Source organism: Pseudoalteromonas sp. PA2MD11 (assembly GCF_017808125.1).
Classification (GTDB): Bacteria; Pseudomonadota; Gammaproteobacteria; order Enterobacterales; family Alteromonadaceae; genus Pseudoalteromonas; species Pseudoalteromonas simplex.
This window is the reverse complement of record NZ_JADKNF010000017.1, coordinates 61,358-87,106: the sequence shown is the minus strand read 5'-3', so window position 1 is coordinate 87,106 and position 25,749 is coordinate 61,358. Positions and strand designations below refer to the sequence as shown.

Annotated in this window: 26 protein-coding genes; 13 read left to right on the top strand and 13 right to left on the bottom strand. The window is 40.4% G+C overall.

The annotated features are described in order from the left end of the window. Positions 1 to 4: 4 nt before the first annotated feature. The 3 genes from ISP07_RS16830 to ISP07_RS16820 all read right to left on the bottom strand — a co-directional run bounded on the left by ISP07_RS16830 (position 5) and on the right by ISP07_RS16820 (position 3,003). Positions 5 to 292 carry a hypothetical protein gene (locus tag ISP07_RS16830; protein ID WP_209328302.1) on the bottom strand — a complete coding sequence of 96 codons (288 nt, stop codon included), beginning with the start codon at positions 290 to 292 and terminating at the stop codon, positions 5 to 7. A 155-nt stretch (positions 293 to 447) separates the two neighbouring features. After that, positions 448 to 1,623 (bottom strand): AAA family ATPase, encoded by a 1,176-nt coding sequence (locus tag ISP07_RS16825; protein ID WP_209328301.1) that lies wholly within the window; start codon positions 1,621 to 1,623, stop codon positions 448 to 450. A 216-nt stretch (positions 1,624 to 1,839) separates the two neighbouring features. Then, entirely contained in the window at positions 1,840 to 3,003 is a 1,164-nt protein-coding gene (locus tag ISP07_RS16820; protein WP_199527150.1) for a tyrosine-type recombinase/integrase, read from the bottom strand. Between the two features lie 1,224 nt (positions 3,004 to 4,227). On the opposite strand from ISP07_RS16820, the gene ISP07_RS16815 reads away from it, so the two are divergent. From ISP07_RS16815 to ISP07_RS16805, 3 genes are read left to right on the top strand one after another with little or no spacing between them, the layout of a single operon-like run. After that, a complete protein-coding gene (locus tag ISP07_RS16815) occupies positions 4,228 to 5,118 on the top strand; it encodes a sce7726 family protein (RefSeq protein ID WP_209328300.1) in 891 nt (296 codons plus the stop codon). A 29-nt stretch (positions 5,119 to 5,147) separates the two neighbouring features. Next, positions 5,148 to 6,077 (top strand): sce7725 family protein, encoded by a 930-nt coding sequence (locus ISP07_RS16810; protein WP_228290660.1) that lies wholly within the window; start codon positions 5,148 to 5,150, stop codon positions 6,075 to 6,077. Positions 6,078 to 6,089: 12 nt separating this feature from the next. Then, positions 6,090 to 7,103, top strand: a complete 1,014-nt coding sequence (locus tag ISP07_RS16805) for an RES family NAD+ phosphorylase (protein ID WP_209328298.1) — start codon at positions 6,090 to 6,092, stop codon at positions 7,101 to 7,103. Positions 7,104 to 7,154: 51 nt separating this feature from the next. On the opposite strand, the gene ISP07_RS16800 is transcribed toward ISP07_RS16805, so the two are convergent. Next, positions 7,155 to 7,343, bottom strand: a complete 189-nt coding sequence (locus ISP07_RS16800; RefSeq protein ID WP_209328297.1) for a hypothetical protein — start codon at positions 7,341 to 7,343, stop codon at positions 7,155 to 7,157. Between the two features lie 220 nt (positions 7,344 to 7,563). On the opposite strand from ISP07_RS16800, the gene ISP07_RS16795 reads away from it, so the two are divergent. From ISP07_RS16795 to ISP07_RS16785, 3 genes are read left to right on the top strand one after another with little or no spacing between them, the layout of a single operon-like run. Beyond that, complete coding sequence (locus tag ISP07_RS16795) at positions 7,564 to 8,271, top strand: hypothetical protein (protein WP_138616114.1); 708 nt, start codon at positions 7,564 to 7,566, stop codon at positions 8,269 to 8,271. 21 nt (positions 8,272 to 8,292) lie between these two features. Next, positions 8,293 to 8,796 carry an RNA polymerase sigma factor gene (locus tag ISP07_RS16790; RefSeq protein WP_054552830.1) on the top strand — a complete coding sequence of 168 codons (504 nt, stop codon included), beginning with the start codon at positions 8,293 to 8,295 and terminating at the stop codon, positions 8,794 to 8,796. 5 nt (positions 8,797 to 8,801) lie between these two features. After that, on the top strand, positions 8,802 to 9,371 hold the full coding sequence (locus tag ISP07_RS16785) for a hypothetical protein (RefSeq protein WP_209328296.1): 570 nt from the start codon (positions 8,802 to 8,804) through the stop codon (positions 9,369 to 9,371). On the opposite strand, the gene ISP07_RS16780 is transcribed toward ISP07_RS16785, so the two are convergent. Continuing rightward, positions 9,356 to 10,261 (bottom strand): LysR family transcriptional regulator, encoded by a 906-nt coding sequence (locus tag ISP07_RS16780; RefSeq protein WP_209328295.1) that lies wholly within the window; start codon positions 10,259 to 10,261, stop codon positions 9,356 to 9,358. The genes ISP07_RS16785 and ISP07_RS16780 overlap by 16 nt on opposite strands. A 108-nt stretch (positions 10,262 to 10,369) precedes the next feature. Between ISP07_RS16780 and ISP07_RS16775 the strand changes: the two genes are divergently transcribed. Both ISP07_RS16775 and ISP07_RS16770 read left to right on the top strand, forming a co-directional pair. Beyond that, entirely contained in the window at positions 10,370 to 11,389 is a 1,020-nt protein-coding gene (locus ISP07_RS16775; RefSeq protein ID WP_209328294.1) for an NADP-dependent oxidoreductase, read from the top strand. Positions 11,390 to 11,402: 13 nt separating this feature from the next. After that, positions 11,403 to 12,104, top strand: a complete 702-nt coding sequence (locus tag ISP07_RS16770) for a hypothetical protein (RefSeq protein ID WP_209328293.1) — start codon at positions 11,403 to 11,405, stop codon at positions 12,102 to 12,104. Positions 12,105 to 12,149: 45 nt separating this feature from the next. On the opposite strand, the gene galE is transcribed toward ISP07_RS16770, so the two are convergent. Continuing rightward, complete coding sequence (gene galE, locus ISP07_RS16765; protein WP_054552825.1) at positions 12,150 to 13,163, bottom strand: UDP-glucose 4-epimerase GalE; 1,014 nt, start codon at positions 13,161 to 13,163, stop codon at positions 12,150 to 12,152. A 229-nt stretch (positions 13,164 to 13,392) separates the two neighbouring features. Between galE and ISP07_RS16760 the strand changes: the two genes are divergently transcribed. After that, a complete protein-coding gene (locus ISP07_RS16760) occupies positions 13,393 to 13,896 on the top strand; it encodes a DUF3016 domain-containing protein (protein ID WP_138616123.1) in 504 nt (167 codons plus the stop codon). Positions 13,897 to 13,969: 73 nt separating this feature from the next. Here ISP07_RS16760 and ISP07_RS16755 read toward each other — a convergent pair whose 3' ends face one another. Then, a complete protein-coding gene (locus ISP07_RS16755) occupies positions 13,970 to 15,019 on the bottom strand; it encodes a formimidoylglutamase (protein WP_199529269.1) in 1,050 nt (349 codons plus the stop codon). Positions 15,020 to 15,024: 5 nt separating this feature from the next. Further along, a complete protein-coding gene (gene rraA, locus ISP07_RS16750; protein ID WP_054552822.1) occupies positions 15,025 to 15,522 on the bottom strand; it encodes a ribonuclease E activity regulator RraA in 498 nt (165 codons plus the stop codon). 212 nt (positions 15,523 to 15,734) lie between these two features. Here rraA and ISP07_RS16745 point away from each other — a divergent pair, with 212 nt between their 5' ends. The 3 genes from ISP07_RS16745 (at position 15,735) to ISP07_RS16735 (ending at position 19,304) form a co-directional block, all read left to right on the top strand. Continuing rightward, positions 15,735 to 16,271 carry a phosphatase PAP2 family protein gene (locus ISP07_RS16745; RefSeq protein ID WP_209328292.1) on the top strand — a complete coding sequence of 179 codons (537 nt, stop codon included), beginning with the start codon at positions 15,735 to 15,737 and terminating at the stop codon, positions 16,269 to 16,271. Then, positions 16,268 to 17,317 carry an MJ1255/VC2487 family glycosyltransferase gene (locus ISP07_RS16740; protein WP_209328291.1) on the top strand — a complete coding sequence of 350 codons (1,050 nt, stop codon included), beginning with the start codon at positions 16,268 to 16,270 and terminating at the stop codon, positions 17,315 to 17,317. Before ISP07_RS16745 ends, ISP07_RS16740 begins: the two co-directional genes overlap by 4 nt. 106 nt (positions 17,318 to 17,423) lie before the next feature. Continuing rightward, the gene (locus ISP07_RS16735; protein WP_209328290.1) at positions 17,424 to 19,304 is read left to right on the top strand and encodes a methyl-accepting chemotaxis protein; all 1,881 of its coding nucleotides are present in this window, start codon (positions 17,424 to 17,426) and stop codon (positions 19,302 to 19,304) included. 109 nt (positions 19,305 to 19,413) lie between these two features. On the opposite strand, the gene ISP07_RS16730 is transcribed toward ISP07_RS16735, so the two are convergent. The 5 genes from ISP07_RS16730 to priA form a co-directional block, all read right to left on the bottom strand. After that, a complete protein-coding gene (locus ISP07_RS16730) occupies positions 19,414 to 19,788 on the bottom strand; it encodes a gamma-butyrobetaine hydroxylase-like domain-containing protein (protein ID WP_055021375.1) in 375 nt (124 codons plus the stop codon). Positions 19,789 to 19,864: 76 nt separating this feature from the next. After that, positions 19,865 to 21,193, bottom strand: coding sequence for an HslU--HslV peptidase ATPase subunit (hslU, locus tag ISP07_RS16725; protein ID WP_054552817.1), 1,329 nt, complete (start codon positions 21,191 to 21,193; stop codon positions 19,865 to 19,867). An 11-nt stretch (positions 21,194 to 21,204) separates the two neighbouring features. Continuing rightward, positions 21,205 to 21,723: an ATP-dependent protease subunit HslV gene (hslV, locus tag ISP07_RS16720; protein WP_054552816.1), complete on the bottom strand. Its 519-nt coding sequence runs from the start codon at positions 21,721 to 21,723 to the stop codon at positions 21,205 to 21,207. A gap of 80 nt (positions 21,724 to 21,803) precedes the next feature. Further along, positions 21,804 to 22,331: an SPOR domain-containing protein gene (locus ISP07_RS16715; protein WP_054552815.1), complete on the bottom strand. Its 528-nt coding sequence runs from the start codon at positions 22,329 to 22,331 to the stop codon at positions 21,804 to 21,806. 16 nt (positions 22,332 to 22,347) lie between these two features. After that, positions 22,348 to 24,528: a primosomal protein N' gene (priA, locus tag ISP07_RS16710; protein ID WP_138599279.1), complete on the bottom strand. Its 2,181-nt coding sequence runs from the start codon at positions 24,526 to 24,528 to the stop codon at positions 22,348 to 22,350. A gap of 233 nt (positions 24,529 to 24,761) precedes the next feature. On the opposite strand from priA, the gene rpmE reads away from it, so the two are divergent. Then, positions 24,762 to 24,977 (top strand): 50S ribosomal protein L31, encoded by a 216-nt coding sequence (gene rpmE / locus ISP07_RS16705; protein ID WP_036973208.1) that lies wholly within the window; start codon positions 24,762 to 24,764, stop codon positions 24,975 to 24,977. Positions 24,978 to 25,749: the final 772 nt, after the last annotated feature.

Genomic DNA, 25,749 nt, shown 5'->3' with positions numbered 1-25,749 from the left:
GTGATTAATTTATTTCTGATTTTGTTGTGATTTTAATAGATGCTTCTGTAAGCCCAATACGTAATAACTCAGCGATAGCACCGTCTAAGCTCTTGAAGATACGAGCCTCATAAGGCTGTCTCGAACTACTCAGCACAATCGGCTCACCTTTCCACTGTATCCCGTTAAATACGACCGTGTATTCACCTTTGCAGCCCACGACTTGCGCCTGATCTAAAATGCCGCTCTTGACTCTTTCTTTTGCCATAGAGCTAAGAATGCAGTTTCCACCATTTAATCCTGAAATCATCACATCTCACTCGTTAATAATTTTTGTCACGATATCAAATATCGTTGCATAAACACAGTATTGTTTTGGGACAAGAACTTATTTAGCTTTGTATTAGACATAAACATCAACAACACCCCCCTCTGTAAAGAGGGGGGTGTTGTTGATGTTATTTAGGTTTAAAAAGTTAACATCTTAGGCGTGACTGTAAGCAGCTTAGTTTTCCCTAAGCTTGCTTCTGACATATATTTGTCTTCGATAAGAGGTTGTAAAAACCTCCCAACAGCAGTCGAACTCCAGCTCTTTTCAGGAAATGTTTGCTTTAGCTTTTCAGACAGGTGATCTCGTCTGATTTCATTTGAAGGGAGTGTCTTTAGAAACATCTCAAGCCATCGGTACTCATCCCTGTCGTACTTGGAGGTTTGTTTGCCAGGGCTGTCATCACCAGCGCTCATGCTAACATTCACACTAGATTCAACCAGCGTTGTCATCTCTCGACCATATTGATCATTTATACCCAAACCATGTAACTCTAACTGGAAATCGATAGCAATATTGTCAGCGGCATCTCGCATTTTTTTTATGCCTAGTTGGCTTGCTAGCTTGCCTTTTTTGGCAACTGAACTAAGCAAGAAATCAACATTGCCAGCAACAGCCGTGCTTCCTCTGAAATCACCTGCTTTATTTGTGTGGTGGATGTTCAAAACCGTTACACCATTCTCGATTGCAAACATAGTGCATGCGGAAAGATATTTGCGCACCTCTGCGGCGTTGTTTTCGTCCTTAATTTCGGCACATTGTGACATTGTATCGATGATCACGAGTCCCGCTTGTATTCCTTGCCGTTTGCTCTCAAACTTCATACGTTCAGCAAGGGCCGCTGCATCTTCATGTACAGCAAGGTTTAGTGGCTGCCCAATACGTATAATACGTTGACCAACAGAGCCATAGTGGTCCTCATTCGCTTTAACCCTGCCAGCAAGTCCGCGGCTACCTTCTCCTGCAACATAAAACACTAATCGCGGTTCATCACATCGTAATTCGCCAAAGTTTCGGCTATTAGCTAGTGCACAAGCGAGCGATGTGGCTAAGAAAGACTTTTTCCCTCCAGGAGCCCCATAATAAATGCCTGTAGAAAGTTCGGGTAAGATTCCTTCAATCAGCCAGCTAACTCCATCTTCATAGCCCTCAGAACCATAAGCAACATGTAATCCATCACTAAAATTATCGCCGATATTTGACGTTAACTTCGGTTGAAACGGTAAAGCATTTTGAGATGCCAGCACTGAGTAGGAATCTGGAATATCCAGTGGTAACTCCAGTTGCACCATTGCACGTGTTTGTTCTAATGACATAAAACTGTCCCTCCGTGGATTGTCATTATTTGGATACCTGAAAACTTACCTTCAGGTCTGTATCTTTGAACGGAGCTGATACTGACACAAAATATGTGGTTGGGAAGAAAGCGGTATAAAAAAATTTTATCTATTTGTTATTTAATGAAAAATCAATAAAGTTGTGGCCGTAGAGCTAGTTACACATTTTGTTTCGTGTAACTAGCCTTAATACATTCAAATGAACTTAAATGCTTCTTCTATTGAGCTTCTAACCTGCTCAACATTCGTATGTGCATAAATCATCGTATGCTTAAGTGATGTATGACAAAGAGCTTTTGAAACCACGCTAATATCAGCACCGCTTTGTATCTGCCAAGTTGCAAACGTTCTTCGTAAATCGTGAGGTCTTGGCCTAATGTTGGGGTTGTCATGGTAAAGACCAGCCTCTTTTATAGCCGATTTCCATATGGGATCACCGCCTGTAATATAGCCGTATTTGGAGCGTTTTGAGGCAAATACATAATTGGAATCCCCTTGTTTCGCCTGCCGTTTCTTAAGTAAATCGAGTACAAAGTTATGCAAGGGGATCTGATAAACCTTGCTTGTTTTGGTGTTGGTTGCAGGTATCAGCCATTGACCGCTTGAAAAATCAATTTCATGCCATTGCATCATTTTTACGTTTGACAGCCGCGCACCTGTAAATAGCGCCACACGGTAAACATCTGCTACATCCTGGTTATCTTCTTTGGCTAATGCCTTTAACAAACGACGCGCTTCTTCATGTGTTAAGTAGCGATTTCTCTGTACCTCAGTCATTTTTTTGATACCAACAAATGGGTTTAGTGAGATCTCTAAATCATCCTCATACTCCATCACATAACCAAAAGCCGATTTGATTGCAGTTAAGCATCTGTTGTGAACTGAGTAGCCTAGCGCCTCCATATCGGCAAATATGCCTCTAGCGACTTTCCTCGATACATTGTCAATCAGCATCTTACCCATACGAGGTTTAACATGCTTGTTGTATGAGATTTCAAGTGCGTGTGTCCGTCCTGCAACCGTTGTCTTCTTGGCAAGTTCATTAACTCTGTATAACTCAAACACATCATTAATGGTTGCACCAGTCCCCTGTTCAAGTTTCAATCCCGTTGTAAAGTTCATATACTCAACAGCACGACTACGAGCATCATCTACTGACAATGTTGAAGCGTCACCTAGTTTGTAGTTAATTGGTACATTTTTGTGTTTGAATCTAACGTAAAATGTCTTGGTGCCATTTGGTGTGATTTTTAGCTTTAAATTGCTTAATGTTTGATCTGAATAGGTCTTTGTTTTAGCATCCGCAGAAATGCTTTTGACGCGACGATCTGTGAAGTTAAAAGTCGTTGATAATTTCATTTTTTACACCCTTTTTTACATTAATTAAAAGTGTAAAAAAATGCGTAAAGTCCTTAAAAATGTGGGGTAAAACCGTCCTATAGCCCGCATTATACCGATTTTTAGATGCTGGGAGGGGCCACCACCTTTCTTGTATAAAACCTTAAAAATCAACAGTTTGTGCTGTTTTTTAACAGTTTTATTCCACCTTTGAGTTTAATTGTCCCACCTTTTAAATCAAGCTCAATTTGATACTCGGTATAATTCCTAAGTTAAATATGTGCGGTTTATGAGGAAGTGCTTGTAGCTTTACAGTGCAAGTTAAGCTTTATCAGACTGGCAGTTATGTTGAGCTGTTATTCTTCTTTTAATACGAGCGCAAGGAAGGGTAACCTGTTTCTGCCCCAAAATAATTCAGAGCAGGTGCTCTAGAGTCGAATTTGAACTAACTACGAGATGTACCCAAAGTAGAACAAGAGAACTGCTTAAAATCAATTAGTTAACCTGCTTAATTGCTTAGGCTAGCGGCCTCTGTACGTTAAAAAATATAATTGCTTATTAAGGTTAAGGCAAATTTAGGTGTAATGAGTACATAATAGTCGCTGATCAATGCAGGGAAAGCTTACATAACACTAACTAAGCTGATTAAATTAGCTAGGAAAGTGAGAGCCACCAAAAAACAAATTCCAGTAGCATAAACAACACGGACTCTGACACACCGAGCAGTTAGCGGCTCAGCCCAAAAAGCGATTATGCAACACAGACTTCGTGTCGCATAAATACTAAAATGTTAAGTGTTTAAGTGTATGTGGGGGTTTATCTTGGAAGAGATTCTAAATTACCTGCAACTAGGGGCTAGAATTATTGGAGCTTCTACAACGTCTGTCTAGATGAGATACGAGAACAAAACAAAGCTGTGTTGGTACTGCATCACACTGACAAAGGCTCTCGCAACTACCGAGGCCACTCAGAAATTGCCAGAGCTATTCATCGTGTCCTTATTGCCATCAAAGATAAAAAGGCAAGTAATGAATATAAAACAGTCGTGAATGTCAGAAATCTGAAAAGTCGTCATTGGGCAAACAATTAGGATTTACTGAATTTTGAGTTTGGCGTTATAGGCTCAAATTTAAAAATCTAAAAAGAGAATTAAAATCAATAACTTAACATTGATAGATTACATCGGGACTGCCACAAACTTAGTTTTAGTGTATAGTGAAACTAATGAAGGTCAATATCAAGAAAATGAATAACTCTATTATGCAAATCAAAAGTATGGAATCAGAAGGTTTTGCTGGTATTACACTAGCAAGAGTCTTTTCTGCATCGATATTTAATGAGCTTGCTAATAAAGGTTTTTCACCAACCTTACAATCTCTTACATTGGAACTTGGGTTTCAATTAAACAGCTTCAATAATTTAAGTGAGTTCTTTGAGTTTGCTTATAAAGCACTTTCAAAGATTTATCGAAATGAGTATTTATATAAGAACGCAATTGCAAATAAAATTTTACTTGGCAGGCATTCTATAAACACAGCTGCAATGTTATCTGAATTTAGAATAGCCAACAGTAAAGCAGATGCTGTAATATTAAATGGTACAAGCCATATATATGAAATTAAAACTGAGCTTGATTCTTTAGAGCGATTAGAACAGCAGATTAGTGATTACCTAAAATTTGCAGAATTTGTAAGCGTCGTTGCTGATGGTAAACATATTTCCAAGCTAGAAAACTTCTTACCTGAATATGTTGGATTAATTGAATTCACCATCAGAGATACTTTGAAGGTGCATAGGAAAGCCATATCAAATGTTGCTAACTTAGACTTAGCTGTTATGTTCGATTCACTGAGAAAAGATGAATATATATCAGTAATAAGCACCTATTATGGTTATGTGCCTAAAGCTCCCAATACATTGATATATAAAGAATGCAAAACTCTATTTCTAAATATACCGCTCCATAAAGCTCACTCTCTCGTGCTTAAAACCCTGAAGCTACGAGCTAATAATAAATTGGACAAAAATTTTGTACTAAAGGCTCCAAAATCTTTAAAGGCTCCTATTCTTTGTACTGATTTAACAAAAAAACAAATAAACAATTTGTCATCAGCTTTAGGAGGGGGCATAATTTGAACAACTAGGAGCAAATTTAAGGAAAGTCAATGTATTACCCCTATTTCAGAGGCAAGCAGAATGAACTCATAATGTTAAGGGAAAATGCCGAATTAATCGCTGCTTCTAATATTCATCCTATTATAGAGCCTGTAAAAAATAATCTAAACCCTCTTGTTAAATCACTACAATTACTACTTGCTGAAAATTGTGAGTTTTCGATAATCATCAACCCCAAATGTGGCGACCTTCAAGATAATCCATCATTGTTAATCAATGAGCTAACTAACGAAGAAATCTTATTCCACGAAAATGTCAGTGTAGCTTTAATACTAGACGAAGAGATAACATTAGATGACATAAAGGGTTATTTACAGTTATACCAAAATGTAAAGATCACTCTTATCCATTATGGTTTTAGTCAAAGCAAGCCCCTAAAAAGCCTCCTTGAACAGTTTAATATCGACTTAACACATATCTTTATCGAGGAATTTGCCCAAAAGCGTTATAGGAAAGCTTTTCAAGACGACTTCAGGGTTTTAGTTCGAGATGGCTTCAAAAAAAGACCTAATCGAGAACACCCATCTAAAGAGCACTTTTCAGACCTTCATATCATGTATGAGGATGAAGGAATGGATGGTTTTGGAGATTTCCTAATAAATGGCGATGAATACAGTGAGTCAGGAGGCCCTGCATACGCTGTAGCTATCCATCTTACCTATATAGATATCGAAGATGATGATGATATGTTCATCAAACACTATGTTTCTGATCGTAAAGATTCACCAGCAGATCCAGGGGGGAAATTTCTAGAAGCTTTAGAGAAATTAGTAAATGATAGCGACCCTAATATTTTCCACTCAAATGCACATCGAGAGTTCAAAAAGCTAGCAGAAAGACAGCACTTCCCAGGTTTAGGTTATGTAAAGAAACTATCTATGCAACACCATGTTGAGCTAATCGCAGACTTTTTAAACTAGCGGAATATTAAAATGGAATTTTGCGGAAATTGCTTAGAAAATGAATTTATTAAGGAAAGCATAGCTGCGCACTCTGATATTATTGGTAATTGTGAAGTTTGCGGCTCAAATGACACTCCAATTATAAAGGTTGAATATTTACATACTCTTATCGCACCAGTGCTCGATCTATACAAACCAGATCCTGATGGTAAAAATCTATTAAATTTACTGAAAGATGATTGGCTGCTATTTCAAAATGTTAGTAATGATAGATTGATGCAACTATTACGAAATGCAAAATATGGGGACGATAACCTTTGCTTAAACTATGTTCCGATAATAGAACAACAAGACGTTTTAGATTGGAACTCGTTTAAAAGTGAATTGAAACATAACAATCGTTTTTTCCCAAAATCTTTCCCTGAGCATAATGAGCTTGCTTCTTTAATTAGTTATTTGTCATTTGAAATAGACTCTAATAGCAACACTTTTTATCGTGCACGGATAATCAAAAGCGGGGACGCTCTTTACGAACCTGATAAAATGGGAGCACCACCCGCAGAACTAGCGAGCAATGGACGCGCCAACCCTTTTGGGATTTCTTATTTATACGTAGCTTCAACAGAAAATACAGCAGTATCTGAAGTTAGACCTCATATTGGTGAACACTTAACAATTGCTAAATTTGATAATATACGCAATTTAAAGTTCGTCGATTTAAGAAACCCACGGCTAACCCTTGTACCTTTTCGTTACTCGGAAGACAGTCTTCGCAATATTTATAAAGGGTTAACACTACTTGAAACATTGGGAGTTGAATTAACTAAACCAGTATCACAAGATAAAGCTCACCTTGAGTACCTCTCAAGTCAGTATCTTTGTGAGTTTATAAAGTCTCAGCAATATGATGGAGTAATATATAAAAGCTCTTTAGGTGATGGAGATAACTACGCTATTTTCGATGAATCGAACTTAGAATGCGTAGAAGTGATCAAAGCATTAGTTAATGAAATAAATATTACTCATAGCATTTGTGAAGATTAACACGAATATGCGCCAAGCTAGGTGCTTATTCATTTCAAAGCAGAGTAATAGCTAATCAGATTCCTCCGATAAAACAAGCTCACCACAAACTTGATGAAGGTTTAAGTTGATAATTCTATTTGACTCAAAGAACTTATCGGCTTCAACGCCAATAAGCCTATCTTGATATTTAAGCGATTGAAAGTAGGGGGTTAGTGTACTTGGGCCACCATTTTCTTGCTGTAAAAAACCAAAAACCAAAGCTTAAATCTATCTCAAGCAGCTGCGTTCCACTATTGTTCCACCTCTTTTTTATCTTTAAAATTCAACGAAATAAAATTATTTTTAATTTTTTAAAAATATTTTGTCAGGTTTTCTGTGTTTGTCTCGTCTATAGCTGCAAATGACACGAAGTTGTTCCTATTAGGTGGTAGCGATAGGCAGTGTCTTGTGTATTAATTTTTACGAAAAGGACAAACTCATGACGACTACAACATCAACTGTGAATACGCTAAAACTTGATTCAACAAATGCACCATTTAGTGATGCTGCTGTTTGGTTAAAAGAAGGCTGGGGGCTATTTAAAAAAGCACCGTTTAAACTTTTTTTACTGATGACGCTGTTCGCTATTGTGCCAGGCTTAGTGCAGCTATTACCTGCACCTACAGGTTTAACTGTATCAAAATGGTTAGCGCCTATGTTAATGGCAACGGTGTGGCCATTGTTGTTTAACCTGAATAATCAGCAAGGCTTTTCATTTAAGCACAATGCAACATGGACGAAGTGGGGGCGAGTTGCCGTGTGGTCAGTTGTTGGTATTTTACTGGCGCTGGTGCAATTTGCTGTTGGGAGTACTTTGATTGGTAGTGAGCAGTTATCGGCTTTATTGTCAGGTCAGTTTGTTGATGTTGAGCGCTGGCGCGTAGGGGTCATGTTTGTATCAATTGTTCCTGTAAATATGTTGCTTATGTTTGTGGTACCTCTGTTACTTTTAAACAATGCTTCGCTTAGTGCAGCTGTTAAAGAAGGCATTACAACGGCACTAAAGGTGATTAAACCATTAAGCATGCTTTGTTTGATTAATATGCTCGTTACCTTTGCTGCCCCTTATAGTCTTTTACCTATGTTGTTGGTAGGGCCGGTATTAGCATGTACCTACTTTTGTGCCTATAATCGTTTGTTCAAATAATAATAAAAACATGGAAGTACAGTGAAAGCTGATGTTCAAATAAACACATTGCTGAATGAATACGCGCCGCTGTTGGCGCGTGTTGCTGCAACCTACGAGATCAATCAAGCGCTACAAGATGAGCTAATTCAAGAGATGTCGCTGGCTGTTTGGCGCGCTTTTGAAAGTAATGACTCATCACCCGATGTTGCCTTTCGGGGCGATGCCAGCATAAAAACCTATATTGCCCGAATAGCTCACAATAAAGCGGTTGATCATGTGATAAAAGAGCAAAACCGCAAAGAGGTGGCAAGCTCTGAAAGTATTGATTACACCCAAGCCTTAAGTGCGCATAAGTCACCAGACGACAGTTTAGATTTAATGGCTGCCCTTCGTAAATTAACGCTGAAATATCGGCAGGTGCTTGCTTTACAGCTTGAAGGGTTTAATCAAAGTGAGATAGCTCAAACGCTGGGACTGTCTGAAGATGCTGTTGCTAAACGTGCCAGTAGAGCAAGACAGCAAATTGCGAGCCTAATGGAGTAAATAAAGTGGATAAATTCGAAGCAGATGATCAATTAGCTAAGTGGCAGCAGGCATTCGTGCAGGCAACTCCGAAAGTGGATAGTGAAGCGTTAATTGCACAAACGCAAAAGTCGCGAACTAAGTTAAAGCTAAAAGGGTTAATCGACTCATTTCTAGGTGTTGTGGTAACCGTATTTTGTATTTACGCCATGTTGTTTGAGGCAAAAAATATCTATGAAACCATTATGTTTGCGCTATTAGTGCCTATTCCTCTAGGTTTTGGAATTTGGTCATACCGTTTAAGGCGAAAGCTTTGGCGAGCAGAAACGCTAGACGTCAATGCAATGCTTAATTTTAAAGAGAATCAGCTGAAGCACCAAGTTCATTATTGGCATGTGAGTTTTATTGGCTGCATTGCTCTTTGGTGCGCTTTGCTAATCGTTGCCTTGTTTAATATGGTTATGTTTAAAACATACAGCCTATGGCTTATCCAGCTTGGTATTAATGGCATTATCGTGCTGGCTGTTTATATACGCTATAAAAAATTAAAAACACAGCTAGCTGTAGCACTTGAGAGCATTCAAGCAATGCGCTGATGTGCGGCTCTCACTTTTGCTGCGAATTGATTTAACCAGCCAGTAGCTAAACTTGGTTTGTAAATCAGCTCGAGGCGCTCTTGGCAAGTGTAGTTACAGTCTAATACATCGATGACTTTGAGGGCTGGATCGTTTGCAATAAAGTCAGGGACGTATGCTAATGCAATCCCTTGTTTGACGAGTGACAGCAAGGTGCTGAAATCGTTGCAGCGATAACTTATGGTTCTAGGTACTTTGTCATCTCGCCAACCATCTGAGCCGACACCCCTAGTTACGCCACAAAATGGTGAAATACTCGGACAAGCAAAACTAAATTGAAAAAGCTCTCTGTTGGTGAGTGAGCCCTTACTAAACTGTTCGAATAATGGATGCGAGTGCGCAGCTACAACTTTGAAAGTAGTTGTGCCTAAATATATACGTTCAAAGTCACTTTGCAGAGTACTTTCATTTAATGCCACTTCGGTAACTAAAGCTAAATGGGCATGGCCGCTGGCAACCTGTTCAATGGCTTGACCTTCCCAACTTGTATCAATATTAAATTGAAAACCTTGCACATTAAATTGCGATAATAATAAAGGCAGGTAATGCTGTAGCAGCAAAGAGGGGCCAGATAAGTTAACAACCGTATTTTTCGTGCTTCCATTAAACTCGCTGATAGCTTGATCAGCCTCATGAACCAAATTAAGCGCATAATGGCGAAATTTTTCACCTTGCTGATTTAGTTTTATATTTCGACCAATTCGCTTAAATAGTTGTGTATTTAGCTTAATTTCGAGCCGTTTTATGACCTTCGAAAGCGCGCCAGGTGTGACATTTAATGTTGCAGATGCTTGCTGTAAGTTGTTGTGCTTTGCGATGACCAAAAACTTTCGTAAATCTTCTGTATCCAAGTTTGCCTCTAATTCCAATATGGAAACGTATAGATAGTTTTAATAGCTTAATGGTTAATTGTTTAAGTGCAATAATTTCGTTATTAAATTTCATTAAATGAGAGAGCGATGACGTCTTACAATCTTAAGCAGTGGTTTTATGTTAAGCGCCCTGATGGACGTGTCAGTGAGCAGCATTATGCATTGCGAGAATCTGTAATTTCGCCGACATTGGCTAAAAACGAAGTGCTGCTAGAGGCAAAGTATATTTCTGTCGATCCATATATGCGTATTCAACAGGCTGCTAAGCCGAACTGGGAGCAACCTCATGCATTAAATACAGTGCAAGGGGCTGCGGTTGTTGCTCAGGTTTTAAAGTCAAACAGCGAGCGTTTTAAGCAAGGTGATTGGGTAAGCGCTTATTCAGGTTGGCAAACTCATGCAGTTGTCCATGCCAATGAAATACAAGCCTTAAACCCTAATGATGCCGATGTAAAAACGGCACTAGGTGTTTTAGGTATGCCTGGGCGAACAGCTTGGTTTGGTTTAATGGAAGCAGGTAAACCAAAAGCCGGCGAGACAGTTGTCGTTTCAGGTGCTGCAGGAGCTGTGGGTTCGTTAGTTACTCAGTTTGCGATAAAAAATGGTTGTCGTGTTATTGCCTTAGCTGGATCTGAAGAAAAATGTACTTGGTTAGAAGAGCTCGGGGTCGCTTATGCGCTTAACTATAAGCAATTTGACTCAGCCCAACAGTTGCACGAAAGGTTGATGGAGCTTGGAGGTGTTGATGTTTATTTTGATAATGTTGGCGGGATGAACACTGATGCGGTGTTGAGCAGCTTAAACTTGCGTGCTCGCGTAGTGATTTGCGGGCAAATCTCGCAGTACGATGGTTCACTTGACAACCCCGAACTAGGCCCTCGCTTTCTTCATCAATTACTTTATAAACGAGCGACAATTCAAGGGATTTTAGCAAGAGACTTTACTCACCGTATGCTTGAAATGATTAATCATATTTTGCCGTGGTTAAAAGCAGGAGAGATCCAATTTAAAACAACCGAAATTAATGGCTTTGAAAATTTACCAAGCGCGCTTGAGGGATTGTTCGAAGGGAAGAATATCGGTAAAGCGATTGTTCGTGTTAAATAAAAGGTATTAAAAAATGAAAGCAAATTTCGCTGTTCTGTTGTTACTTTGCTGTTTAATTGTCAGTTTTAAAAGCATAGCAAAAGAGGTTAAGCATTTCCATGCGCATAGCCGAGTTGGTATGCATGGCATGGTGTTGTTCACCGATGGCGTTGAGCTCTATGCCAGCCACCTTCCTTTGTACCACGCCCCGCATGATTACCAATTAATTTATCGTGTAGAAACTCGCTATGAGAAAGAACTAATTCGTTGGCTTACTGTGCAAGAAAGTGATTCAATTCCTCAGTATTTAAACTCTATGATCACTCTATTGCCTGCTAAGTTTGACTTGAATAAGTTAATTGCAGGGCAGACACTGAGTGTGCCCAGCCAGTTATTCTTTGGTCACTTCGAACGAGGCGGTAAAAAATGGCTAAAGGATGAAAACTTTAAGTTTGTTTCTCTTGTATATAAACGAGCACTGTCATCGACTCAGCACGTGTCGCAACCGCGCTGGCGAAGAATAAATAAAGCGGAAAATGAACAAGGAATACAAATATTGGTACATCAAATACAGGCCAGCCCGTCATTTGACGCCATTGCTTTAGTAAGAGAGTGTGAAGCTGAGCGTTTGCAGGTAGAAGTAAACGTGCCAACATTTACGCAATTATCAAATAGCTTTAAAGAATGTGAGTACAGCCAAATAGTTTATTTTGAAACGCAGGATTTTATAAAGTAGCCAGTAAAAAGGCACTTATTTGTAAGTGCCTTTTAATTCTTCTGACTATTTGTAACCGTTCGGGTTATTGCTTTGCCAGCGCCATGTATCTTGCATCATCTCATCGATACCACGCTCAGCTTGCCAGCCAAGCTCTTTTAACGCTTTTTCTGGAGCTGCGTAGCAAGCTGCAATATCGCCCGCTCGACGCGGCGAAATTTGGTAAGGTACGGCTTGACCGCTGGCTTTCTCAAAAGCGGTAACCATCTGCAGTACTGAATAACCATTACCTGTGCCTAGGTTAAATACGTGCGCACCTGTATCACTTGCAATTCGGTTCAGTGCTTTTAAGTGACCTAATGCTAAATCGACAACGTGGATATAGTCACGAACACCTGTACCATCTACAGTATCGTAGTCATCCCCAAACACACCAAGCTTTTCTAGTTTACCCACAGCAACTTGCGAAATATAAGGTAATAAGTTGTTAGGAATACCATTAGGGTCTTCACCAATAAGGCCAGACTCATGTGCGCCTACAGGGTTAAAGTAACGTAAGATAACAAAGGCAAAGCGTTCATCTGATTTCGCGATATCTTGCAGCATCATCTCTACCATAAGCTTTGATGTGCCATACGGGTTAGTCGTGCCGCCAACTGGGAAGTCTTCGCGAATTGGTAAGCTTGCTGGGTCACCGTACACGGTTGCTGATGAGCTAAATACTAACTTAAACACGCCAGCATCACGCATAGCATCAACCAGAGTCAGTGTACCTTGTACGTTGTTTTGATAATACTCGATAGGTTTTACAACCGATTCACCAACCGCTTTTAAACCAGCGAAGTGAATAACACTATCAATCGTGTGTTCACTGAAGATTTTGTCTAAACAGGCTCTATCTAAAATATCACCTTGATAAAACGTGACGTCTTTGCCGGTGATTTGTTTTACCCGAGCCAATGACTCATTTGATGAATTGCTTAAATTATCAAGTACAACAACGTCTGTGCCTTGTTGTAGTAACTCTAAAACGGTGTGAGAACCGATGTACCCGGCTCCGCCGGTGACTAAAATGGTCATAAAATATCCATGAACTATACCTGGTTGAATTAGTCTTATTTCATCACATTTCGCGTTAAATTACATGAATAAAATGTGATTAATCTTCTTTAATAGAAATATCAGTGTCTTGTTTTTGATTACATTTTGCACCATATTGGTTACATCCAAGCGTTGAGTTATTAAGCTATAGTTAATTGTCAGCTGCTAAATTTTAATCAAAAGCTATTCCTGTTAAGTGGAGATAAAGATGAAAATTGTAAAGAAAATGGCCTTAGCAATGGTTATTGCACTACCTGCTTTTGCTCACGCAGGGGAGGCTAAGGTTAAATGGCATGACTTTAACGATTACCGTGATGTGCGCCCCGGAAATAACTCACCAAAAGGTGCATTTCATAAAAACGTGGCAAAGAGCTTTGAGAAGCACTTTAACAAGCTTGCTGAACAGTTACCTGATGGCTACACCTTCAATGTGGAAGTAACAGAGCTTGACCTTGCTGGTGATGTGCGTTTTGGAACGATGAATGAACTGCGCATTATCAAGCCAATTTATTTCCCACGCATAGACCTTAATTATTCGATTACTGATAAAGACGGTAAAGTGATTAGTGAAGCAAAAGACGTAAAGCTTAAAGATATGGGCTTTATGGACCGCATGAAAATGGGGCGTGATGAAGCCTATTATTACGACAAGCGTTTAATTACTGATTGGTTTGAAGATGAGCTATTACCATCGTTAAATCTTGGCGAATAAATCACCTTGTTTGCAGCAGGTGTGAATTTATTCGCAAAGTAGACGTTTCAGTAAGAATAGCGCCTAATGCAAGTTAAGAAGACTCTCTGGCTTGCAGGTAGGCGTTTACTAAAGCTGTGATTATTTGGCCTGCATCGTTCATACCTGTTTCTAAACTAACCGGGTGTTGTGATGGTGCGCCTTCACATAAATGTAAGTAGCGGGCTGTTGCTTGGCTGGCAGCTAAATGCACAAAGTGTTCTGCATCACTCACATTAAAACCACAGTTGGTGTATGCGCTAACTGGCATTAACGAAATACTGTCTAAGTCTACTTCTACGCCAAGCGAGGCATTATCAAACTGAGCTAGTGCGTGTTGACATGCTGAAGATAAATCAACTTTACGACGTACTTGAATGTCTTGGTAACTATCAAACGTGAAGTTTGCGTTTGTCAGGGCATCAATAATCGCTTGGTTATTTTTAAATTCGTGTAACCCCATCACGTGATAATCAGCGAGGTGGTTTTCGCTGTAAGCATATCTAAAGCCATTGCCACTATGGCGGCCTTCACACTCTCTGAAATCAGCATGAGGGTCTAAGTTAATAGCATTTACTGGTTTACCATCTTGCTTACTAAGGGCACGTAAAATACCTAAGCAGTTGTTGTGGCCGCCACCGATTACAATTGGCTCAAGACCAGCTGCAAAAATCATCGCAATCACTTGCTCAACGCGGGTGTCTATATCAGCGCATAATTCACGTAGTTTGGCTAAGTCGGCGTCGTTTTTATTATCAAGGTCAGCAGCTTGTTGGTTTAAGTCATCAAGGGCCACTTCGCCGAGTAGCAACACACGCTCGTGGTTTAAAAACTGGTTATGCGTTTGGTTTAAAAAGCGCTTTAAAAATGCTTGCCACGCTTGTCCTGAGCCACCGTTACCTAAGTTAGCGCGAGGGCCAATATCCTCACATACGCCAACTAAAACATAGCGAATACCGAAATGCTTTGCATCGATGAGTGCTTGTGGGGCGTTAACTTGAGTGTCGAGAAGGGCAAGGGCTTGCCAAGCTTTGAGTTCGTTAGCGCGGCGGACACATAAGTGCTTTACCGCCGCTTCATCATAAATTTTAAGGTAGTTTGTCACCGAGATTAGTCTTCTATTATTTCTAACTCTAATTCTTCAGCAGATAATATAATACCGGTGCTATCAGCGTAAACAAAGTCGTCATCAAAGAAAGAAACACCTGCGAAGTTAACGCCAATACCGTCTTCACCTGCACCTTCACTATCGGCAGCAACAGGAATAGACGCAATTGCTTGAATGCCTAGGTCTAGCTCTTCAAGCTCATCAACATGGCGAATAGCACCGTAGACAATAATTCCTTGCCAGTTGTTTTCTAATGCGATTTCAGCCAGCTCAATATCAATTAGGGCACGTCGGGTTGAACCACCTCCGTCAATCAATAACACGCTGTCGGTGCCATCGGTTGATAAAATTTCGCGGATCAGCTCGTTATTTTCAAAGCATTTAACGGTTTTTACTCGACCACTAAAGCTTGGGCGTCCACCAAAATTGATAAACATTGGTTCGAGCACATCAACCACATCTGCAAAGTGGTCGCATAAATCAGAAGTGCTGTAATCCATTTTTTCATCCTCTAAAGAGACTGTCTGTTTAGTACTCAGTATACCCTGATACAACTCAATAACAACGACTTAATAGCGGATTATTGGTTTAAATCAAAGGAATTTTGTCACCGCAACATTAGTGTCTCAAAAGCGTCACTTAATTGTTATTTTTAGCGCCTAAGCTGAGGTGAGTATAAAAATTAGACGCAAAGTATGACAAGGAGCTCACCATGGCAAACAACATACTTACAAAATTGGCAAAGGTGGACGAACAGCTGTTCTTAAGTGTGTTTAATGATGCTTCGCCAGTGTGGTTAAGGCGATCAGCCATTGGCTTTTCAAAAAGTGGTGATGGCGGTCTTTATGTTGCACTATTTTTGAGCTTTTGGTGGTTTACGGAGCAAGCGTATTTTCAACAACTTGCAATGAGTCTACTGGTAGGTTTTGTCATTGAGCGACCCATTTATTTTTTAGCTAAAAAGCGAATTGCTCGGGTAAGACCTTGTGATTGCTTAGTACAAGGTGCTTATTTAGTGCCGAGTGATAGGTTTAGTTTGCCATCGGGGCATAGTGCGGGAGCATTTGTAGTGGCGACAATTTTAACTATGTATTTACCTGAATTTGCCGGTTTGTGGTTGGTTTGGGCATCAGGGGTCGCTGCATCTAGAGTGATTATTGGTGTGCATTACCCCGCTGATGTGGTTATTGGTGCAGTAATGGGATCTAGTTGTGCTGTATTAGCTGTGATGGTGGTGGAGTCTATATGAGAATTTTGTACGGTATTCAAGGGACAGGCAATGGGCACATAACGCGAGCACGTGTGATGGCTAGCACTTTTAGGACTTTAGGAGTCGATGTTGACTATGTGTTCTCTGGCCGAAAAGAGCAAGACTACTTTGATATGGATGATTTTGCTGATTACCGAGTTTTTCGAGGTTTGTCGTTTACCAGTAAATCGGGGCAGGTTGATAGCTTTAAAACATTGAAAAATGCACGTCCACTACAACTAATTAAAGATATAAAAGGCCTTGATTTACGTCATTATGATTTGGTATTTAATGACTTTGAGCCAATTACAGCATGGGCTGCTAAACAACAAAATATTCCGGTAATTGGCATGAGTCATCAAGCGGCATTTTTATCTGATAAAGTGCCGATGTTTGGCCGCGCATTCTTTCGCCGTGCGCTGATCCGTAACTATGCGCCAGCCAGTGTTTATTTAGGCGTACATTGGCAACCTTATGCTGAAAATATCATCCCTCCATTTATTGCTACTCATCATCACGATAACCCAGTGATGGTTGAAAATAAGGTGTTGGTGTATCTGCCATTCGAAAATCTTAACAATGTGGTCGAGTACTTAAAAGATTTTCCTGAAAGAGAGTTTTATTGTTATCACCCGGATGCTAAGGATTGTTCAGTTGGTAATATCCATCTGCGAGCACCATCACGCGTTGGGTTTCTAAATGATCTTGCTAATGCGGGTGGCGTGATTGGTAATGCTGGATTCGAACTTGCAAGTGAAGCATTACAACTTGGTAAAAAATTATTGTTAAAACCGCTAGGTAAACAATTTGAGCAAGGTATTAATGCACAGACTTTATTGTCGATGGGGGCAGCTCATGTGATGAGTTATTTAAACCCCAATGCGATGGATGATTGGCTGCAATCTCCACAGAATAAAAAACTCAACTTCCCAAGCGATCCAGCACCTTTGGTTGAGTGGATAAGAAAAAAGCAATGGGAAAAGGTGGATAAGCTCCATAAATACCTGTGGCAACAGGTTGATTTAGAACAAAAACTAATTGTTTAAACCTTCCTAATATTAGAAAATGTGCGACAAGTTTAATCACTTTTTATTAGCTGCTTTAGATAGTTTAGCTATACTCTTAAATGCATGTTTCTATAGGGCACTTTGAATGAATGTATTACAAAACTTAACTATTAAGCGTCGTTTGCAATTAAACGCGCTCGTTGTTGGTCTTGCAATGATTGTGATGCTGTGTGTAATTATCCTTGAGTCGCGCATGATGCTAAAACTCAATGAAACAATTCAAAATGCGGAGGAACTTGATATTCATGAACTTGCAATGCGCAAGCATGAAAAAAACTTTTTGTTTTATAAAGATGTCGAAAGTCTCGAGCTTTTTGAAAAAGAGTATGCACAGCTTAAAGTTAAAATGGCACGTCTTGACGAGCTAGTTAATGACTTATCAATGGAGTCAGCAAAACTTGATGAATTTAGAAGCTTAGCGAAATTATATTACGATGACTTTAATGAAGTTGTTGTGTTGCAAAAGAAAATTGGTTTGCATCCTAAAGATGCGTTGTATGGTGAGCTACGTGGAGCCGTGCATCAAGTTGAAACCTTACTCAGTGAACGTGAAAACTATCAGCTATTAACTTTGATGCTGCAACTTCGTCGCGCAGAGAAAGACTTTATGCTGCGATTTGATATGAAGTATCTGGCTAAATTTGATGATTTAGTGAGTGATTTTCAGTCTGAAATTAAAAATGCAGGATTTGAAACTAGCTATGAGAAGCAATTACTTAGTAACTTGGCTACTTACCAAGTTAAATTTAAAGCGCTTGTCGATGCACAGGTGACCCTAGGTTTAGATCTAGACTCAGGCGCACTAGGTGAAATGAAGCAAAGTGTAGAAAAGAGCGATGCGATTGTTAATCAATTAACAACGGAAACTAAGGCTTTTGTTGAGTCTAGCGCCGAGCGAGCGCAACTCGTTGCACTGCTTGTTTTCATTGTCGCCAGCGTTTTGGTCATGCTGTTAGTCTATTTTACTAGTCGTTCAATCATTATGCCTATTGAGCGTGTATATCACACGATTAATGAAATACGTCGCAGTAATGATTTAAGTATGTCTATTGAGCAGTCAGGTAAAGATGAAATCACCACGATGACAGTTGACTTTAATAGCTTGATTAGTGACTTTAAAAAGCTAATTTACGAAGTCAATACCGCTCTAGGCACACTCAATGTGGCAACAGAGCATTTATCAGAAACGACAGCGGCAACTAGCTCTGGTATGCAAGAGCAACTTCATGAAGCTGATATGGTTGCTACTGCTGCAACAGAAATGCAGGCGACGATTCAAGATATCTCTCACAATACTGAAGCAGCAGCGAAAAAAGCAGAGTCGACTAACTTAAGTGCGCAGCAAGGTCGTTCTGAGGTTGAATCAACGGTAGTGCAAATTAATCACTTATCAGACTCACTCGGTAATGCGTCAAGTGTGGTGTCGCAATTAGAAAAAGACGCTGAAACGATTGGCTCTGTACTGGATGTTATTCGTGGCATTGCTGAGCAAACAAACTTACTGGCACTCAATGCGGCTATTGAAGCGGCGCGTGCTGGTGAACAAGGCCGTGGCTTTGCGGTAGTAGCAGATGAAGTTCGCTCACTTGCGCAGCGTACTCAAGATTCAACACAAGAGATCGAGAGCATCATTTCGACCTTACAAGGGCGTACGCAAGAAGTGGTGAGCATTATGCAGCAATGTCGTACGCAAGGTGGCGAAAGTGCAGCACAGGCAAGTAAAGCCGGTGAGTTACTTCGTTCTATCACCGAAGATGTACAAACCATTATGGATATGAGCACTCACATTGCCACAGCGATTGATGAGCAAAGCCAAGTGGCTTCTGAGGTGAATAAAAACGTGGTTCGTATTCGTGATATCGCCCAAGAGGCATCGGGTCACGCAGCGACTAATGCACAAACCAGCGAAGAAGTATCAGAGCAAGCGCGTGTCCTCTATCAGGCAATCGATAAGTTTAAAGTTTAATAATTACTTGATACTTTATATATAGACAAAAGTGCGGTGACGGTGTCGTCATCGCGCTTTTTTGTTTTTTAGTTTGCTTGGTTAGCTCTCGGAACTAATTCACTAGGCGCTAAGGCACAAACTTAATAGGCACGCTGTCTTTACTTGCTTCGTGCTCAGAGACTCTTGTTTGGTATTGCTGCCAAAGCTCATCATGGTTAGCTTGCAGCTCACTTAAATAGTGCCAGCTGAATAAACCGCTATTATGATTATCGCTAAACACCAGTCGAATCGCATAATGACCAACCGGCTCAATTTTACTAATTCCTACTTGTTGCTTACCAAGTACGAGTTTCATTGGTTCATTGCCATGACCTTGTACTTCAGCAGAAGGTGAGTGAACACGCAAAAATTCAGCACTAAATTGAGCAATAGTCTGATCATCAAAATGAACATCTAATACTTTGCTAACGCTGTGATAATGCACTTTAGTGACTTCTTTCATGTCAGCCTCGAATCTACGATTTATAAACTAAAAAGCCTCCAACTGGAGGCTTTTAATTATAACGCTAATTTGTTGATTAAAGAATGAAGCGACTTAAGTCTTCATCTTCAACAAGTGCACCTAAATGCTGCTCAACGTAATTAGCATCAATTGTTAGTGTTGAACCTGCTTTTTCTGAAGCATCAAATGAAATTTCTTCCATTAGTTTTTCCATCACTGTGTGCAAGCGACGGGCACCGATGTTTTCGGTTTTCTCATTGACTTGCCAAGCCGCTTTCGCGATACGTTCAATGGCATCATCAGTAAACTCAACGTCAACTTGCTCTGTTTTTAACAGCTCACGTTGTTGCTCAGTTAATGAAGCATGAGGCTCAGTTAAGATACGTTTAAAGTCATCAGCACTTAGTGCTTCAAGCTCAACGCGAATTGGTAAACGACCTTGTAGCTCTGGGATCATGTCTGATGGTTTAGCCATTTGGAATGCACCAGATGCGATAAACAACATGTGGTCAGTTTTAACCATACCGTGCTTAGTGCTTACTGTTGAACCTTCGATCAATGGTAGTAAGTCGCGTTGTACACCTTCACGGCTAACATCTGGGCCAGATGCTTCACCACGTTTACAGATTTTATCGATCTCATCGATAAACACGATACCGTTTTGCTCTACTGCGAAGATAGCTTGCTCTTTTAACTCTTCAGGGTTAACAAGCTTTGCTGCTTCTTCTTCAACTAATAGCTTAAATGCTTCTTTGATTTTTAGCTTACGCTTGCTGCGCTTATCGCCACCCATGTTTTGGAACATGCTCTGAAGCTGGTTGGTCATTTCTTCCATACCAGGAGGAGCCATGATCTCAACATTTGGCTGAGCTTGTGCAACATCGATATCAATTTCTTTATCGTCTAACTGACCTTCACGTAATTTTTTACGGAAAGATTGGCGAGTAGAAGAGTTCTCTTCTGTCTTTGACTCACCAAAGGTATCGCGTGCTGGTGGTAAAAGAGCATCTAAAATACGCTCTTCTGCCGCTTCTTCAGCGCGATGTTTGAATTTTTTGGTTTGCTGTTCACGCGTCATTTTAATTGAGATATCAACTAAATCGCGGATGATCGTTTCAACTTCTTTACCAACATAGCCCACTTCGGTGAACTTTGTTGCTTCAACTTTAATAAAAGGCGCATTAGCAAGTTTAGCTAGGCGGCGAGCAATTTCAGTTTTACCCACACCAGTAGGGCCAATCATTAAAATGTTTTTAGGCGTTACTTCTGCGCGTAAATCATCGCTCAGTTGCATACGGCGCCAGCGGTTACGTAGCGCGATTGAAACTGCTTTTTTAGCTTTAGCTTGGCCAATAATATGTTGATCAAGCTCGTGAACGATTTCTCTTGGCGTCATCTCAGACATGGCAGTTCCTATTACAATTCTTCAATAGTTTGGAAATTATTCGTGAATACGCAGATGTTGCCTGCAATCGTTAGGCTTTTCTCTACAATGTCACGTGCACTTAGGTCGGTGTTTTCTAGTAGCGCTGTGGCTGCTGATTGTGCGAAGTTACCACCACTGCCAATCGCAATTAGGTCGTTTTCTGGCTGCACAACATCACCGTTACCTGTGATAATTAATGAAGCAGTTTCGTCTGCGACTGCTAATAGTGCTTCGAGCTTTCTAAGTGCGCGATCACTACGCCAATCTTTGGCCATTTCAACGGCAGCCTTGGTTAAGTTGCCTTGGTGCATTTCTAATTTGCTTTCAAATCGTTCGAAAAGGGTGAAGGCATCAGCAGTACCGCCAGCGAAACCAGCGATTACTTTGCCATTATAAAGACGTCGAACTTTGCGGGCGTTGCCCTTCATTACGGTGTTACCAAGTGAAACTTGGCCGTCGCCACCAATAACGACCTTGTCGTCGCGGCGTACACTTACAATAGTGGTCATGATTATTCCTCATCATCGAGCGGCAAGGCCGCTCGTAAAAAGCGATTGATGAGGTGTTTATATGGGTGAATGAACTAAAATCAAGTCCAAAGCCAAATTCCGCAGCCCATTATTTTGATGCGTTTAAGTTTATTCTTGTCACTTTCGGCTAAACGTTTGGTTTCGTATGGGCCTAAGCGCACTTTATACCAAATACCATTGCTGCCTTGTGTTTTCTTCACTTCGGCCACTAAGCCAGCAAAAGCAATTTTAGCTTTTAATGTTTGTGCTTGCTCTAATGTTCTAAAAGAGCCGCATTGCATTACATATGGGCCTTTTTGTTCAATCTCTTTTACTTCAACCTGAACTTCGTGCTCTTTAATCTCTTTGATAAATTCAGGTGTCTTAGGTGGTGGAATAACTACTTCTTCTTTTTTAGTCGGGTTTGCTTGCTGCTCTACTAACTCAGGATCAGCATTATGTTTGATATACCATAGGCCGTAACCAAACCCGCCTACTAAGATAAGCGCAATTAAAACAAGAATAATAGGGAAAGGCTTTTTCGCCGGGGCTTGTTTTTTATTATTTCGATTTGCTGGTTTTTTATTTATGTAATCGTGCTGTGCCATGACTCTTAATTGGCCTTTAAATCATATCTATAGGATCGACATCTAAGCTCCAACGCACCTTTTGCGCTAATTTACTGGTACTTATATAGTCGACCATTTGCGCTAAATATTGGTGTAAGTGGGAGCGTTCCTGCGCCTGAATATGTAACTGAAAGCGATATTTACCTGCCACACGTTCTAGTGGTGCGGGTATCGGACCGAGCAATTGTATACCAGATACGTTCTGGACAGGAACCAAATCAGTTAAAAAATCCATCACTTGATTTATGTTATGTCCTTCGGCACGCACCATAGCCATATTTGTGATTGGTGGAAGTTGCGCGTCTTCTCGTTCTGTCAGTGCGTAACGGGCAAAATCTTGGTAACCATTATTAACTAAGTCTTGCAGTAGCGGGTGCTCAGGAAAGTGAGTTTGTAATAATACTTGCCCTGGTTCACCACTGCGACCTGCACGGCCTGCCACTTGCGTAACAAGTTGCGCTAAATGTTCAGTGGCGCGAAAGTCACACGAATATAATCCACTGTCGACATCTAGGATTAAAACAAGGCTAACATCGGCAAAGTGGTGGCCTTTTGCCAGCATTTGCGTGCCAACTAAGATGCGCGCACCGCCTTGGTTAATATCATCAAGGGCTTTTTCTAAGCTGCCTTTACGACGAGTTGAATCTCGGTCGATACGACTAATCGGAATATCAGGGAAGGTTTGTGTTAAAAACTCTTCGATTTGTTCAGTGCCTTTGCCATTTGGAAAAATCTGCGTACTGCCACAATCAGGGCATTGATGAGGCACTTGGTGTTGTTCACCACAGTGGTGACAAATCATCTGGCCAATAGCTTTATGAAAGGTTGCACTAGTGCTGCAACGTGAGCACTCACTTAGCCAACCGCACTCATGGCATATGAGGGTAGGCGAAAAACCACGACGGTTTAAAAACACCATCACTTGCTTACCACGTTCTAAATGCTGGCGCATATAGGCAAGGCTGGCATGGGCAATCCCTGCTTGCTCAGGCTGACCTTTCATGTCCATTAATTGGAACTGGTTATCAGTACTGGTTTGGGCCCGTTCAGTGAGGCTCAACAGCTGATATTTGTTATTAATTGCTTTATGTAAGGTCTCAAGTGCTGGTGTGGCACTACCTAAAACCAGAGGAATATTATGCTGGTATGCCCTATAAGCGGCTAGGTCTCTAGCATGATAGCGAAGTGTATCTTGTTGCTTAAACGAACTGTCGTGCTCTTCATCAACGATGATCATGCCAAGAGATAAAAAGGGCAAGAAAATACTCGAACGTGTGCCGATCACTATAGCGCAGCTGCCTTTTTCACAAAAACGCCAGGTCTGTAAGCGTTCGTTATCTGTTAGGGCTGAGTGCCATAGCATAATTGGTGTATCAGGAAAGCGACGACGAAAACGGTTTACCGTTTGTGGTGTTAAGCCAATTTCAGGCACTAATACTAAGGCTTGCTGACCTTTTTTTAGCACTTCTTCTAGGCATTGCAAATACACTTCGGTTTTACCACTTCCGGTAACCCCTTCAAGCAAAAAGCTGGTAAAGCCACGAGCTTGGTTAATGCTGGTGCAGGCAACAGCTTGCTCTTTATTAAGCACCGGCTTGCTACCAACAGTCGGCGCGCGTTGCTGCCATTGGTTATCATGTTCAATAAATTGAGTGATCAGTTCTTTATCGAGCAGACTGTCGATGGTTTTTTTGGTAAATCCGAGTGCTTTTAATTCTGTAACTGATGATTTGCCTGATTCGGCTAGCTGTTTTAATAAACTTAACTGGGTTTTTGCTTTCAGCGACGGCAGCTTTGCACCTTTATCGGTTAGCTCAACCATGTTAATGCTGGTTTTATCTGGGCATTCGCCTTGCCTTAATGCAGCCGGAAGTGCCGTATGAATGGTCTCGCCCAATGGGTAACAGTAGTAGCGTGCTGTGAATTTTAGTAATGCTAAATGTTGCTCAGATAACACTGGCGTGTCGTCTATAACATCAATAATCGGCTTGATTTTGTCAGCGGGAACATCGGTTGATGTTTTAAGAGCCAGTACCACGGCAACCTTTTTTTGACTACCAAATGGCACGCGAACCCGCATACCTGGCTTTAACTCAGGGCTATGCAGCAGCTGTTCAACTTTATAATCGAAGGTACGCTGTAAAGGGACTTTTATGGCAACTTCTACAAAGTGCATAACAACTCAACTGAAACAAAGATAGAAAGATAATGTACTAAAATTGCAGTTAAAAACCTACCAACAAATACTGAACAACAGACCACTTGGTTATTTTTTTAGCGAAAGATGTATTTAAAGCTTGTCGTAAGGCTTCTTGAGCTATAAAATACGCGGCCTATTAATTGTATTAACTGCGTATGGTGCCAGACTTCGGGTTTGGAGAGCGATACGGCCTTAACTAGAGGTTCCCTATGAAAGAAGGTATTCACCCTAAGTACGAAGCTATCACTGCAACTTGTTCATGTGGTAACAAATTCGAAACTAGCTCAACTCTTTGTAAAGACATCCACTTAGACGTATGTTCTGAGTGTCACCCGTTTTACACTGGTAAGCAAAAGATTTTAGACACTGGCGGCCGTGTTGATCGTTTCAACAAGCGCTTCGGTGCACTTAGCAGCAAGAAGTAATCTCTGCTGTTTAGTTGAAAGAAGCACCTTAGGGTGCTTTTTTTATACCTAAAACTTACAAACGACATTATTGATACCAATTCCAATAATACTTAATCATTTTGAGGGATTAAACCTGTCGCTATCTGCGTTAAAAATTTCTGATTTAAAACAACTAAATAACGAAATTCTTGCCTTGCTATCAACGAGGTTTTATTGCCTCAAAATAGATCACTTAATTAAGCAAATTGGTATAACCTGCCACTTACTTATCATCTTCACTTATGTATCTTGCATAACTATTTCTGGCTGTTATGCCCATTATGTCGCTAATTTTGCAGACAAAGTGCCACCCCTTGGCTATATTCTTTTTTGTATAAATGAGTATACCAATCCGCAATAATACTTAATCATTTTGAGGGATTAAACCTGTCGCTACCTGCGTTAAAAATTTCTGATTTAGAACACAACTAAATAACGAAATTTTTGCCTTGCTATCAACAAGGTTTCATTGCCTCAAAATAGACTACTTAATTAAGCGTATTGGTATCTAAAAGTTATTAGAAATAATAAATTTAAATAACTTTGTTAGTAAATGCTGTGAACTTCGTTGAAATGGCTGTTTTGGGCTAATTTCGGCTAATTGCAGTGTACGTGCGCATAAAATACAACAACACGTGCTTAAAAGGTCATAAATAGATGAATTTTTATGTCTGATTAATCGCAACTATGCACAGAAATTGTTGGGAAATCCTTTAAAATTAAGCGATATAGCATATAACAGGATAGACCT